The sequence below is a fragment of the Kineococcus sp. GCM10028916 genome (assembly GCF_042674865.1).
In the GTDB taxonomy this organism is placed as follows: Bacteria; Actinomycetota; Actinomycetes; order Actinomycetales; family Kineococcaceae; genus Kineococcus.
Map to the genome: position 1 here is coordinate 104029 of NZ_JBHTFM010000018.1, position 13049 is coordinate 117077.

Consider the following 13049-nt stretch of genomic DNA (forward strand, 5'->3'; position numbering starts at 1 on the left):
CGGGGGATTCCCCCTGTGGAAGGCGGAGCCGGTTGCCGATGGAGACGGGGTGTCGACCGTGCTCTCAGCTGCCACCATCCACGACGTGATCGCCGCCAACTCCGTGCACAGCGTGTTCCAGCCGATCGTCGACCTGACGACCGGTGTGGTCGTGGCCTACGAGGCGCTGGCGCGCGGGCCGGTCGGGTCGCTGCACCGACCCGACGACCTCTTCGCCGCGGCGAGGGCGGCCGGAGTCCTGGCCGAACTCGACCAGGCCTGCCGGGCGGCGGCCTTCCGCGGCGCGATCGAGCACTCCCTCGTCGCCCCGCTCACGTTGTTCGTCAACGTCGAGCCGGAGGTCCTCGACACCGCGCCGCTGAGTGACCTGCTCGCCCTCGCCGACGGTGCCCCCGGGGACCTCCGCGTCGTCGTGGAGATCACGGAGCGTGCCCTCGCCGCCCGTCCGGCGGAGCTGCTGCGCACCGTCGCGCGGATCCGCGAGATCGGCTGGGGCGTCGCGCTCGACGACGTGGGCGCCGACGCCATGTCGCTGGCCTTCATGCCCCTGCTGCGCCCCGACGTGGTCAAGCTGGACCTGCGGTTGGTGCAGGAGCGCCCCGGTCCGGCCGTGGCCCAGATCATGAACGCCGTCAACGCCTACGCCCAGTCGACCGGTGCGTGGATCCTGGCCGAGGGGCTGGAGGACGAGCAGCACCTCATGACCGCCCGGGCCCTCGGGGCCCGGTTGGGGCAGGGGTGGATGTTCGGCCGCCCGGCGTCCCCGCCGCCCCCGGCGCTGGCCGTGGGCCAGTTGCCGCTCCTCGACCCCGTCGTGACGGTCGCTCCCCAGGACACCTCTCCCTTCGCCGTGCTGCCGACGGGGACGGAACTGCGCCGCTCGCCCAAGCCGCTGCTCATCGAGGTCAGCAAGCAGCTGGAACGCGAGGCGATGCGCCTGGGCGACACGTGCGTCGTGGCCTCGACGTTCCAGGAGGCCCGTCACTTCACCCCGGCCACCCGCAGTCGCTACCTGGACCTGGCCGACCGCGTCGGGTTCGTCGCCGCCTTCGGCGAGGACCTCCCCACCGTCCCGGTGCCGGGGGTCCGCGGGGCGACGCTGGCCCCGGAGGACCCGGTGCGGGGGGAGTGGGACGTGGTCGTCCTCGCCCCGCACTTCGCCGTCGCCCTGCTCGCGAGGGACCTGGGCGACCAGGGTCCCGACACGGAGCGGATGTTCGAGTACGCCCTGACCTACGACCGCGACACCGTGATCGCCGCCGCGCACTCCCTGCTCTCCCGGGTGGTCCCGCGCACCGCCGAACCGGTGCTCCGGGGTGACGTCGTCCCCGCGCCTCCCCGGCGGACGGTGACGCCCGCCCCGGTCCACCGAGGCGGTCTCCGCGGTGCGGAGGACCTGCTGGAGCGGGCCCTGAGCGCCACGACCAACGGCGTCACCATCGCCGACATGAGCCGGCCCGACCACCCGCTGATCTACGTCAACGCCGCCTTCGAGGTGTTGTCCGGGCTGCGTTCCGAAGAGGTCCTGGGGCGCAACTGCCGCTTCCTGCAGGGACCCGACACCGACAGTTCCGTCGTCGACTCCATCCGGTCGGCGATCGCCGCCGGGGAGGAGTGGCGGGGGGTCGTCCTGAACCACCGCGGTCCCGGACGCACGCCGTGGTGGAACGAGATCCACCTGGCCCCCGTCCTCGACGGGACGGGACGCGTCGTGCAGTACATCGGGGTCCAGAACGACGTCACCGACCGGGTGGTGGCCCAGCGCCAGGTGGAGACCGAACGCGCCAAGGTCCGCGAGCACGTCGCCCGGATCGAACAACTCGCCTACACCGATCCCCTCACGGGGTTGGCGAACCGGCGGCGCATCGAGGAACTCGTCGAGGCCGCCCTGTGGACCGCGCGCCTCGGAGACACCACCGTGGCCCTGCTGTTCTGCGACCTCGACGGTTTCAAGGCCGTCAACGACGACCTGGGCCACGCGGCCGGTGACGACCTGCTGGTGCACGTGGCGGGTGAACTGCGCCGCTCGTTGCGTCGCGGCGACCTGCTGGCGCGCCTCGGTGGTGACGAGTTCATCGTCGCTCTCACCGGGCTCGAGGTCGCGACCGCGGCCGAGACGGCCGTTCAGGTCGCGGCGACCCTCGTGGAGCGGTTGTCCCGTCCGGTCCGGTTGGGTTCGGGAGAGGTCTCGGTGGGGGCCAGCATCGGCGTCGCGACCTACCCCCGGCAGGGGGAGACCTTCGCGGGACTGCTGCGCGCGGCGGACCACGACATGTACCGCGTCAAGGACACGCACCGCGGCGCGCGCTGAGTCCTGACACCTGCTGCACTGCAGCCGAACACCTCCGGTTCGGGGGTTGCAAGACTCCGGTGTGGAGTGCTAGAAAAACCGTGTCCGGATCGGTCGACCCGATCCGTCGACGGTTGGCAGCGCATCTGGTTCTCGAGAGACCCGGAGGTGGTGGACATGCTGATGCGCACTGATCCCTTCCGAGAGTTCGACCGCCTGGCCCAGCAGGTGCTGGGGACGACGGCCCGGCCCGCGGCGATGCCGATGGACGCCTGGCGCGACGGTGACGAGTTCGTGATCGAGTTCGACCTGCCGGGGGTGGATCCGGCGTCCGTCGACCTCGACGTGGAGCGCAACGTGCTGACCGTGCGGGCGCAGCGACCGGTGTCGGAGGGCACGGGCGAGATGCTCGCCGCGGAGCGCCCGCGGGGCGTCTTCAGCCGGCAGCTGATCCTCGGCGACAACCTCGACACCGAGCGGATCGAGGCCGCCTACCGCGGCGGCGTCCTGCGTCTGCGCATCCCGGTCGCGGAACGGGCGAAACCGCGACGCATCGAGATCGCGACCGAGGACGACCAGCACGCCCTCACCTCCTGAGGGGGTTCCCGTGGACACTGCGGTGCGGGGGAGCGACGACGCCTTCGCCTCCGTGGTCTCCCTCCTGCAGGAGTGGGTCGACGCGGAGTTCGCGGCGGTGGTCGCCACCTGGGACGAGGACGACGGCGACGACACCGGCGGCGGGCACGGCTGCTGCTGCGTGACGGGCGCCGCCCCGGAACCGGGTGGGACCGACCGCGGCGCGGGTGAGGAACACCGCCACCCCCACGCCGTCGACGCGGGAGGGAGTGGCCTACCCGGGCGCCGGGTGCGCTCTCCTCCGTCCTGCTGAACGCCCGGACCCGTCCCGCTCCGTGAGGGGCGGGACGGGCCCGAGCGTGCCGTGGCCGGACTAGCGTTCGGCGCCGACGACCCGCTGCGCGAGCCACGTGTCGAACTCGTCGGCGGGCAGCGGACGGGCGTGCAGGTAGCCCTGCGTCTCGTCGCAGGCGAGCGCCGCGAGCGCCGCGAGGGTGGCTTCGTCCTCCACCCCCTCGGCGACGACCCGGAGCTGCAGGGCGTGCGCCAGGTTGATGGTGTTGGCCACGATGGCCGCGGCGCGCGGGTCGCTGAGCAGGTCCATGGTGAAGGAACGGTCCAGCTTGAGTTCGCTGACGGGCAGTTGTCGCAGCTGGGTCAGGGAGGAGTAGCCGGTTCCGAAGTCGTCGATGCTGACCTGGGCTCCCAGCGCCCGCAGACCTTCGACGACGGAGAGGCTCCGTTCCGGCTCGCGCAGCAACGCCGTCTCGGTGACCTCCAGGACCAGCGAGGTGGCGGGGACGCGGTGGTGGGTCAGCAGGGCGTTCACGGTCGCGGGGAGGGAGGTGTCCAGCAGGGTTCCCGCCGCGAGGTTCACGGAGACCCGGACGTGCAGGCCGTCGCGGTGCCAGCGGGCCTGCTGGGCCACGGCCTGCTCGAGCACCTCGCGGGTCAGGGCGTCCATCAGCGCGTGCGACTCCGCCAGGGGGAGGAACTGCCCCGGCATCAGCAGGCCCAGGACCGGGTGCTGCCAGCGCACCAGCGCTTCGACGCCGGCCAGTGCGCCCGTGCTCGCGACGAGTTGCGGCTGGTAGTGCAGGCGCAGCTGTCCGCCGGCGATGCCCTGGCGCAGGTCGGCCACCATGGACAGCAGTCCGCGGGTCTCGGCGTGGCGGGCGGAGTCGTAGGTGGTGCAGCGCAGGTCGTTCCGCTTGGCGTCGTACATCGCGGTGTCGGCCCGGCGCAGCAGCATCGCCGCGTCGACGGATCCACCGGGACCGGGGGAGTCCGCCGTCGGCCAGTGCGCCCGTCCGACGCTGAGGTCCACGTGCACGCTCATCCCGGCGAGGTGGAAGGGTTCTGCGAAGGCTTCGTCGAGCGCGCTCAGCACCTCGTCCCCCTGCGCCCCCGCGTTGCTGACGATGGCGAACTCGTCGCCGCCGAGCCGACCGAGCACCGTCGCCGCCGGGAGGGCGGGTTTCACGCGTTGGGCGACCATGCGCAGCAGGTCGTCGCCGGCGCTGTGGCCCAGCCCGTCGTTGACCTCCTTGAAGTGGTCGAGGTCGAAGACCACCACCTGGAGGCCCGGCTCACGGGTCCCGGGGTGGGCCAGGGTGTGGTCCAGCTGCCGCACGATCGCGCGGCGGTTGGCGATGCCGGTCAGGTCGTCGGTCAGGGCCTCCTCCCGGCTCGCGGCCAGCTGGGCGAGTTCTCCCGTGTTCACCAGCAGGCGGACGCTGGAACCCAGGACACCGGCCAGGCCGAGGACGGCGAGGACGCCGGGAGCACCGGTGGCGACGACCGCGACGGCGGTGCCGAGACCCGCGAGGACGACGACGAAGGACCCGACGGTGGACTTCACCGGGTCCGCGGACTGGGTCGGGACGAACCGCACCGGGAGGATCGCCGCCGTGGACAGGGCCAGCAGACCCAGGGCCCACACCGGGAGGGACCAGGCCGGGCGGGTGACGCCACCTCCGACGAGGGCGGCGAGGCCGCCGGCGCCGGCCAGCAGGTACGCGGAGGTCACCAGCCACAACCGGATGTCGCGGTAGAGCCGTCCGGCGAAGGCGGCGGTCAGCGCGGCCACCACCAGGACGATCACCGCGGAGTCCTGCACGAGGAGCACCTGCCGGAGCCCGGGGAGCGACGTGAGCAGTCCCCCTCCCGCGGTGTGGCCCTCGGGTGCGGTCCAGACCAGCAGGCTGCCCAGGACGGCGGTCAGGACGAGGAGCGACCCGCACCCGTTGAGGAGGTCGTCGGGGTCGACGCCGGATCCGTGCCGGCTCCACCGGACCAGGGCCCGGTAGGCCAGCGGGAAGGTCAGGACCCCGCAGATCCCGGCCGGTACCTCGGCCAGCGGAGCCGTGCGGGGGACGATCGCGACGACGACGGTGACGACCGCGCCGATGCCGTAGAGGAGGCAGCCGAGGCTGAACATCCGCCAGACCGCCCGTTCGGCGGTGGACCGTCGGGCCCGCCACCGGACGATCCACCAGGTGGCGGCCAGCGCGGTGGAGGACAGCGGGAGCGCCAGCGTGGACCGCAGGCCGGCCGGGCCGGGCCCGAGGACGGTGAGGAACAACCCGATCGCGGAGACGGCGAGCACCCCCAGGGCTCCTCTGGGCAGGACCGTCCCCCGGAGGGAGGCGGTGGCACCCGGGCGCGAGGACGGCACGTTGTCACTTCGGCTCACCGGGCGGCCCACCTGAGCCCCGCCGTCCCTCGGCGGGCGCAGTTCCCCCGGCCGGGTGAACGTGGGTGAATCGTTCAAGGAGCAGCGCTGCGGTTCCGATGCTTGAGCGATCCACTACGTGGTGGAGCGTCACCTGCAGAGGAGCCTCGACACCGTGTCCACGAACCCGCGACCGCAGCCGACCCGGAGGGGGAAGGCCGCCACGATCGCGGCGTTGACCCGCACCGCGGCCCACAGCGCCACCGACGTCGAAGCGATCACCGAGGTGCTGCGCGCCCTCTCGACGGTCAGCTCCCCGCAGGAGGCGGTCCGCATCGCGTTGGACACGGTGCGCGCCCGGTTCGGCTGGGCCTACGGCTCCTACTGGACGCTGGAGCCGGACGGTGACCGTGGGCAGGACGTCCTGCGCTTCGCCCAGGAGTCCGGTGACGTCGGCGCGGAGTTCCGGGAGATCACCTCGGTGGCGTCCTTCGCCGAGGGCGAGGGGTTGTCGGGGAGGGCGTGGCGGGCCCGCGACCTGGTCTTCGTGGCGGACCTGGCGCAGGTTCCCGACTGCGTCCGGGCCCCGGCCGCGCAACGGGCGGGCGTGAGGTCCGGGGTGTGCTTCCCGATCCTCGAGCAGGGCCGCGTGGTGGCCACCATGGACTTCTTCACCACCGAGGAGCTGGTCCCGGCACCGGGCCGGCTGGCCTCGTTGCGGGCGGTCGGTGTCCTGGTCTCCGGTGCCCTCGAACGCGCCCACGAGACGGTGCGGCAGGAGAAGGCGGCGCAGGACGTCGACGCGGTCTCCACCGTCATCCGCGAGCTGACGACGGCTCGCGACGAGCAGACGGCGCTGCGCACCGCCCTGGCGACGATCCGGCGCGAGTTCGACTGGCAGTACGGGTCCTTCTGGCGCCTGGACGAGTCCGATCCGCGGAGACCGGTGCTGCGGTTCGAACTGGAGTCCGGTGACGCGGGGGAGGAGTTCCGCGCGGTGACCCTGTCCGCGTCGTTCGCCCGGGGCGTCGGGTTGTCGGGCCGGACCTGGGCCGCGCAGGACCTGGTCTTCGTCGAGGACCTGGGCGAGATGACCGACTGCGTCCGCGCCCCGGCGGCGCAACGCGCCGGGGTGAGGTCGGGGGTGTGCCTGCCGGTCCTCGTCGGGGGTCGCGTGGTCGGGACCATGGACTTCTTCGCCACCCGCACCCTCGTCATGTCCTCGAGCCGGGAGAGCGCCCTGCGCAACACCGCGTTCCTGGTCGGTCAGGCGATGGAGCGCTTCGCCGCCGACACCCGGCTGCACGACGCGGGTGGGGAGCTGCTGTCCTCGATCGCAGAGGTGGAGCGCAACGTCACCTCCGCCGCGGAGGTCGCCGCCCGGGGGGAGGCGCTGGCCACGGAGGCCAACGACCAGGTCGCGGCGTTGGGGCGGGCCAGCGCGGAGATCGACGAGGTGGTGCGGGCGATCCAGTCGATCGCGGCCCAGACGAAGCTGCTGGCCCTGAACGCCTCGATCGAGGCGGCCCGCGCCGGGGAGGCCGGCAAGGGTTTCGCCGTCGTGGCGGGCGAGGTGAAGGAACTCTCCGGCCAGACCGAGCGCGCCACCGGTGACGTGGCGACGAAGGTCGCCACCATCCAGGACCGGGTCGCGGCCGTGGTCACCTCGTTGGCCGGCATCCACGCCGCGGTGGAGGAGATCAACCAGACCCAGTCCCTCATCGGTGGCGTCCTCACCGAGCAGGAAGCGACCACCCGCGCCGTCCTGGCCTGAGCCTCCGGCCTCGTACCGGGAGGGGACGTCAGCTCGTCGCGAGGACGACGGCCACGGCGGCGAGGACCGCGCCGACGCCGGTACCGGCGACGACCTGGGCGGGGGAGTGGGCCCGGACGCGGACCCGGGCCAGGGCGACGAGCGGGACGGCGAGGAGGACGGGGAACCACGCGGGGAAGAAGCCGACGACCACGACCGCGGACGCCGTCACGACCATCGCGTGCAGCGAGATCTTCCAGAACCTGGAGACGGCGAAACCCACGAGGGCGCAGGACGTCATCAGGCCCAGGAGGACGAGCGAGGCCGGAGAGGCGTCGACCAGGACGAGCAGCCCGGCGGTGAGGACGGTCAGGCCGGCCACCATCGCCATGAGCTTCGGTCGGTCCTCGCGGTTGCGGACGTGGTGGTCCTCGTAGCGTCCGCGACGGACCCCGATCGCGACGACGGTGTAGGGCACGACCGCGCAGACCAGGGTGACGAGGAGTCCCGTGAGGACCCCGCGCCAGAGCGGGGTGGTCGTGGCGGCGGCGATGAGGACGGGCATGACCGCGGCCAGGACCCAGGGCGCGAGGACCTCGCTGACGACCACGGCCCAGCGCGTCGTGCTCCTCGTCACCGGGCCCCCTGCGTCGTCGTGCGAGTCCCTGCGGAGCGCTCGCCTCAGGCGATGTCCCCGACGCGCAGAGCCCGGGTGATCGACTGGGCGGTGCTCGACGTCCCGTACCAACGGCGGGCCTGACGGAGGTGCGCCGACACTGCGGCGAGGTCCAGCCGCAGGGCAGCCGCCGCCTCGGAGGCCGAGGCGCCCTGGCAGATCAACTGCAGGATCGTCGACTGGAGGACCGGTGGAGGGGTGGCGAGGGCTCCGTTCCGCTCGCACAGGCCCCACCCCGGTGCGACGGTCGGCGCCGTCAGGCACTCGATGGCCAGGTCGTCGTCGACGACCTGGACCGCTCCGTCCCGGTGCACCCGCCGGATCAGTCGGCTCACGTAGGGCCGGGCGGCAGGGTCGATCTCGGCGACGTGCTCGAGGCGAGGAGGGGCGTCCTCGGGGTCCATACGTCCACCTCCGTGGTGGTGCACAGTCTCGGGGCACCCGTGCTCGTGCTCACCGTGCGCCGAGCGGTAGGCCGGTGACTACCGTCCCGTCACCGTAGCGTGTTCGCGCGAACATGGACACGCACTCCTCCTCACCCCTTCGGCCCCCGGGTGGCAGCATGGCCGTCGTGCCGCCGCCCGGATCCGAGGAGAGTGCCCCCGTGCCGGGCGCAGCGCCCGCGAGCCGACGCCGACCGAGCATGGCCGACGTGGCCACCGTGGCCGGGGTGTCGGCCCAGACGGTGTCGCGGGTCTCCAACGGCCGCGAGAACGTCGACCCCCTGACGCGGGAGAGGGTGCGCGAGGCCATGGCCACCCTCGGCTACCGCGCCAACTCCGCCGCCCGGTCCCTCGCGACCGGATCCTTCCGCAGCATCGGAGTCATCGCCTCGACGTTGACCACGTTCGGGGCGCAACAGGTCCTGGACGGGGTCGCCGACGAAGCCCGCCGGTGGGGCTACGACGTGGTGCTGATGCCGCTGAAGGCACCCTCGCCCGAGGAGGTCAGCGGAGCGGCCGACGTCATGTCGGGTCGCCACAACGTCGACGCCCTCGTGGTCGGCGTCGAGTCAGGGGTGCTGGAGTCCCTGTTCGGCGGGTTCCACGTCGACGTCCCGATCGTCGTGACGGACGGCGGCGCCCGGCATCCCCGCTTCCCCACGGCCGACAGCGATCCCGAGCCCGGACTCCGAGCGGCCCTGACCCACCTGATCTCCGGCGGGCACACCCGCATCTGGCACGCCGGCGGACCACCGGACTCCAACTCCGCGATCCACCGCCGCCAGATCTGGGAACGGGTGCTGCGCGAGCACGGACTCCCGGCGCAGACCTGCCTCGCGACGGACTGGTCCAGCGAGTCCGGTCACGCCGCAGGCCTCGTCGTGGGCGCGGCGACCCCCCGACCGACCGCGGTGGTGTGCGCCAACGACCAGACCGCCCTGGGGCTGATCCGGGCCCTGACCGACCTGGGGGTTCGGGTCCCCGACGACGTCAGCGTGGTCGGCTTCGACGACGTCGAAGCCGGACGGTTCTCGGTACCCCGGCTGAGCACCGTCCGCCACGACGTCCAGGAGGTCGGCCGCCGGGCGGTGCGGACCCTCATCAAGGAACTGTCCCCGGCGACCGAGGTCGGTCCGCTCGGGTTGGTCCCCTCGGTGTTCGTCGACCGCGAGAGCACCGCGCCGCTGACCGCTCCGAACCCCTGACCGGGCCGCTGGTCGAAGAGTCGCCGGCGACCCGGTGCCCTAGCATCGGGAGTCCTGCGTCGCCGCGAGCCTGACTGAACGTGGGCACCGCTGCACGGTTGAACCGCCAGCCACGCGCAGGCCCCCGCTCGGGGGTCGCCGCACGCTGCCTGGGCCGGGCTCAGCACGTGCAGTCGGAAGGCGCGAACGTGGTCGAGAGCTTCTTCACCCCCGACGGCGCCCTCCCACGCCACCAGGTCTCGCGCGGCCGGTCCAGCAGCGGTCGCGCGGCCCCGCCCCCGGCCGTCGCCGGAGTTCCAGTGCCACCGCCGATGCTGCCGCGGGAGGCGTTCGCCGAACTCGCTCAGCTCGTCGTCGGTTCTCATCCCCTGACGCACGTCCTGACGCGGGTCGCCGAGCTCGCCGTCGCCTTCACGGGATCTCTGGCGGCCCAGTTGGACGAACGGCAGTACGAGGACGGGTTCGGCCCTTGTCTGGACGCGGCCCGCGGGGGTCAGACGATCCGCATCGACGACACGGCGGACGAAGCGGTCTACACCGACTTCGCCGCCATCGCCGCGCGTCACGGCGTGCGCAGCGTCGTCTCGGTGGGCATGCCGATGCCGCGTTGGCCAACCACTCGCTCTACGCCACCGCCGTCGCGCTGGGCGACAACCTCCGCACGGCCATGCAGTCGCGGGCGGTGATCGAACAGGCCGAGGGGGTGTTGATGGCGAGCCTGCACTGCACGCCGGAGGAGGCGTTCCAGCACCTGTCGCTGCGGTCCCAGCGCAGCAACCGGAAACTGCGTGACGTCGCCGCCGACGTCGTGGCCAACCTCTGAGACCCGTTCCGAGGGCCGCGCTCCCGAACTCCTGCGGACTTCCCGTTCACCGCGGGAAGGCGTGACGGCGGGCGACGACGGTGGCGACCGCGGCGGGAACCACGACGGCGAGGGAGACCCACGACAGCGAGCCGACGCCGAAGTTCCCGATGAGGGCACCCCCGACGAGCGCGCCGACGCCGATCATGAGGTTCACGAGGGTGACCATCACCGCTGCGATGGAATCGGATCCGGCGGCCCGGAAACCCGCGGTGAGGAACCACGTCGCCCCGCCGCCGAAACCCAGGCCCCACAGCGCCGCCGCGAGGTACACCAGCACCGGAGCGACCGTCGCGAAGCCGAGGACGAGGAACGCGGTGGCGAGCAGCAGCACGCCGGCGACGGTGAGGTGACGGTGACGGCGGTCGATCCACACCCCGGTGACGAGGATGCTCGCGAAGGCGGCGACGCCGAACGTCAGCAGGACCCACTCGACCTGGCTCGCGATGCCGGCTTCGTCGACCACGGGGGCGATGTAGGTGTAGAGGACGTTGTGGGCCAGGAAGAAACCGCTCATCACGGCGAGGATCGTGAACACCCCGGGAGTTCCCCGGAGGACGTCACGGCGTGCGCGTTCCCCGCGCGGCGGTCGGGTGGCGACGACGCCCGGTAGTCCGGGGAGTGCGATCAGGACCCAGACGATGGTCGCCACACCGGCGAGACCGGTGACGGCGAAGGTGGAGTGCCAACTGGTCGTGGTGCCCAGCAGGGTTCCGAGGGGGAGTCCGAGCGACAGGGCCACGGGGGTTCCCGCGTTCGCGATCGACATCGCTCGCCCCTGCTTCGACGGTGGGACGAGGCGGGCTGCGTAGGCGGCCAGGTTCGTCCAGATCAGGCCCGCGCCGACCCCGGCGACGGTGCGGGCGGCCAGGACGACGGCGAAGTCGTCGGTCACGGCGATGACGAGGTTGGCGACCACGAAGGCCGCCAGCGCGGTCACGAGGACGGTTCTGCGGTTCCACCGCCGGAGGGCGACGCTCAGGGGGATGGCGCTGACCGCGGTGGCCAGGGCGTAGACCGTGACCGTCTGGCCCGCGACCGCCTCGGTCACGTCCAGGGCCCTGGCGATGTCGGGCAGGAGGCCGGCGGGGAGGGTCTCGTTGAGGATGCTCAGGAAGCCGGCGAAGAACAGCGCCAGCAGGCCGGCCCACGGCAGTCGCTCGTCGTGCCGGATCCGGGGTTCGGTCAGGTCGTCGGTGGTCAAGAGGTTCTCCCAGGTACGAAGATTGTCGTACCTGAATCACAGCACGTACCGAAGGTACGACGCAAGACGTACCTGAGGGATGCCGGGGGCCGCCGGCCGTGTTCTAGGCTGAGCCGGTTCCACCCAGGAGGTTCTGATGAGCGACAAGCCGCTGCCCACGCGGGACGAGATCGAGATCGGGCCCGTGCTGAGCGCTCTGTCGGACCCCAACCGCCGACAGGTGGTCCGCGACCTCTTCGAGGAACCCGAGGGCACGGAGCGGACCTGCACGAGTTTCAACCTGCCCGTCACCAAGGCGACGAGCACCCACCACTTCCGCGTCCTGCGCGAAGCGGGGCTCACCTACGACCTCAGCTACGGCAACCGCCGGGGCGTCTCGCTGCGGCGAGCGGACATCGAGGCCCGGTTCCCGGGTCTGCTGGCCGCGGTCTTCGCCGGGGTGTCGACGGGCGAGGCGCCTCCGTCCTGATCGCATGATCTGCGTCACACGAACCCGCGAACCTCGGCTCACGCCGCTGGGTCGGGGGAGAACGACAAAGGATCCCGGCTCCGTGAGGAGCCGAGATCCTGTGCTGCAGAGGACGATCCCTGCAGGTCGAACGAAGTGCGCCATCCTGGACTCGAACCAGGAACCCGCTGATTAAGAGTCAGCTGCTCTGCCAATTGAGCTAATGGCGCAACGAGTGGAACTCTACCAGCCACCTGGCCGTGCCACGAAATCCGGTCCCCGGGGGAACGAGAGGGGGCGCGCCCCCGGGAACCCGGACCTCGTGCGGTGCGCAGGATCAGTCCTGCTTCCACCACTCCTCGTCGGGCAGGCCCTCGGACTCCAGCAGCTCCGCGGAGTGCGGGCCGTCGGGCGAAGCCATGTCCATGATGAGCGACAGCGGGATGTGCTCGGAGAGCATCTCCATCACCGGTTCGCTCATCGCGTCCGCCTGGGTCTTGTCGTGCGTCATGCGTCCTCCCGAGGATCGACACCCCCCGCGAACAGGGGACGCACATGTGTTCGTCCTCCGTGGGCCCTTCCTTGAGAGTCCGCCCGGGCGGAGGACCCGTCCGGCGCAGAGTTCCGGGGCAGGGTCACCGCACGTGCAACGGTTCACCACGGTGGGTGCCGAGGGCGCTGGGCCGAACGCGTCGACCGTGCGACTGCTCACGTCGTACGGCCACCACCGCGGCGATCCGTCGTCGTCGGCGCCGGGTGGCGGCGTCGTCGAGCGGGTAACGGGTCAGCACCGGAGCGGTCATGATCACACCGTAGGGAGCGGCCCGGGCCGGCACATCACCCTCGCGCCGTAGCCGGGCATCACTCCCTGGGATGACCCCGGGCGACGTCCAGGGGACGGTCAGGTGGCCGAGCGCC

General features: G+C 72.2%; 13 protein-coding genes and 1 tRNA gene. 7 read left to right on the forward strand and 7 right to left on the reverse strand.

Annotated elements, in window-relative coordinates; translation table 11 throughout:
* Window positions 1–49 precede the first annotated feature (49 nt).
* The 3 genes from ACFQ46_RS19540 (at window position 50) to ACFQ46_RS19550 (ending at window position 3179) form a co-directional block, all read left to right on the forward strand.
* Window positions 50–2311 carry a diguanylate cyclase domain-containing protein gene (locus tag ACFQ46_RS19540; protein WP_380261185.1) on the forward strand — a complete coding sequence of 754 codons (2262 nt, stop codon included), beginning with the start codon at window positions 50–52 and terminating at the stop codon, window positions 2309–2311.
* 156 nt (window positions 2312–2467) lie between these two features.
* A complete protein-coding gene (locus tag ACFQ46_RS19545; protein WP_328295090.1) occupies window positions 2468–2887 on the forward strand; it encodes an HSP20 family small heat-shock protein in 420 nt (139 codons plus the stop codon).
* Window positions 2888–2897: 10 nt separating this feature from the next.
* Window positions 2898–3179 (forward strand): hypothetical protein, encoded by a 282-nt coding sequence (locus ACFQ46_RS19550; protein WP_380261187.1) that lies wholly within the window; start codon window positions 2898–2900, stop codon window positions 3177–3179.
* Between the two features lie 60 nt (window positions 3180–3239).
* Here the strand turns inward: ACFQ46_RS19550 and ACFQ46_RS19555 are convergent, their stop codons facing one another.
* Complete coding sequence (locus ACFQ46_RS19555) at window positions 3240–5543, reverse strand: putative bifunctional diguanylate cyclase/phosphodiesterase (protein ID WP_380261190.1); 2304 nt, start codon at window positions 5541–5543, stop codon at window positions 3240–3242.
* Window positions 5544–5715: 172 nt separating this feature from the next.
* On the opposite strand from ACFQ46_RS19555, the gene ACFQ46_RS19560 reads away from it, so the two are divergent.
* Window positions 5716–7314, forward strand: coding sequence for a GAF domain-containing protein (locus ACFQ46_RS19560; RefSeq protein WP_380261192.1), 1599 nt, complete (start codon window positions 5716–5718; stop codon window positions 7312–7314).
* 28 nt (window positions 7315–7342) lie between these two features.
* On the opposite strand, the gene ACFQ46_RS19565 is transcribed toward ACFQ46_RS19560, so the two are convergent.
* Window positions 7343–7930, reverse strand: coding sequence for a phosphoesterase PA-phosphatase (locus tag ACFQ46_RS19565; RefSeq protein ID WP_380261194.1), 588 nt, complete (start codon window positions 7928–7930; stop codon window positions 7343–7345).
* A 44-nt stretch (window positions 7931–7974) separates the two neighbouring features.
* Window positions 7975–8373, reverse strand: a complete 399-nt coding sequence (locus ACFQ46_RS19570; protein ID WP_380261196.1) for a hypothetical protein — start codon at window positions 8371–8373, stop codon at window positions 7975–7977.
* Window positions 8374–8621: 248 nt separating this feature from the next.
* Between ACFQ46_RS19570 and ACFQ46_RS19575 the strand changes: the two genes are divergently transcribed.
* The gene (locus ACFQ46_RS19575) at window positions 8622–9617 is read left to right on the forward strand and encodes a LacI family DNA-binding transcriptional regulator (RefSeq protein ID WP_380261198.1); all 996 of its coding nucleotides are present in this window, start codon (window positions 8622–8624) and stop codon (window positions 9615–9617) included.
* A gap of 607 nt (window positions 9618–10224) precedes the next feature.
* Window positions 10225–10440: an ANTAR domain-containing protein gene (locus ACFQ46_RS19580; protein WP_380261200.1), complete on the forward strand. Its 216-nt coding sequence runs from the start codon at window positions 10225–10227 to the stop codon at window positions 10438–10440.
* Between the two features lie 46 nt (window positions 10441–10486).
* On the opposite strand, the gene ACFQ46_RS19585 is transcribed toward ACFQ46_RS19580, so the two are convergent.
* Window positions 10487–11683: an MFS transporter gene (locus tag ACFQ46_RS19585; RefSeq protein ID WP_380261202.1), complete on the reverse strand. Its 1197-nt coding sequence runs from the start codon at window positions 11681–11683 to the stop codon at window positions 10487–10489.
* Window positions 11684–11819: 136 nt separating this feature from the next.
* On the opposite strand from ACFQ46_RS19585, the gene ACFQ46_RS19590 reads away from it, so the two are divergent.
* Window positions 11820–12152, forward strand: coding sequence for an ArsR/SmtB family transcription factor (locus ACFQ46_RS19590; protein ID WP_380261204.1), 333 nt, complete (start codon window positions 11820–11822; stop codon window positions 12150–12152).
* 136 nt (window positions 12153–12288) lie between these two features.
* Here ACFQ46_RS19590 and ACFQ46_RS19595 read toward each other — a convergent pair.
* From ACFQ46_RS19595 to ACFQ46_RS19605, 3 genes are all read right to left on the reverse strand, one after another.
* Window positions 12289–12361, reverse strand: a tRNA-Lys gene (locus ACFQ46_RS19595).
* Between the two features lie 107 nt (window positions 12362–12468).
* Window positions 12469–12642, reverse strand: coding sequence for a hypothetical protein (locus ACFQ46_RS19600; RefSeq protein ID WP_328295101.1), 174 nt, complete (start codon window positions 12640–12642; stop codon window positions 12469–12471).
* 124 nt (window positions 12643–12766) lie between these two features.
* Window positions 12767–12934, reverse strand: a complete 168-nt coding sequence (locus ACFQ46_RS19605) for a hypothetical protein (protein ID WP_380261206.1) — start codon at window positions 12932–12934, stop codon at window positions 12767–12769.
* Between the last annotated feature and the right edge of the window lie 115 nt (window positions 12935–13049).

Excerpts from the sequence above, each read along its gene's own strand:
- ACFQ46_RS19590 (WP_380261204.1), top strand. The coding sequence starts at position 11,820 with ATGAGCGACAAGCCGCTGCCCACGCGGGACGAGATCGAGATCGGGCCC.
- ACFQ46_RS19600 (WP_328295101.1), bottom strand. The coding sequence starts at position 12,642 with ATGACGCACGACAAGACCCAGGCGGACGCGATGAGCGAACCGGTGATG.
- ACFQ46_RS19570 (WP_380261196.1), bottom strand. The coding sequence starts at position 8,373 with ATGGACCCCGAGGACGCCCCTCCTCGCCTCGAGCACGTCGCCGAGATC.
- ACFQ46_RS19605 (WP_380261206.1), bottom strand. The coding sequence starts at position 12,934 with ATGACCGCTCCGGTGCTGACCCGTTACCCGCTCGACGACGCCGCCACC.
- ACFQ46_RS19545 (WP_328295090.1), top strand. The coding sequence starts at position 2,468 with ATGCTGATGCGCACTGATCCCTTCCGAGAGTTCGACCGCCTGGCCCAG.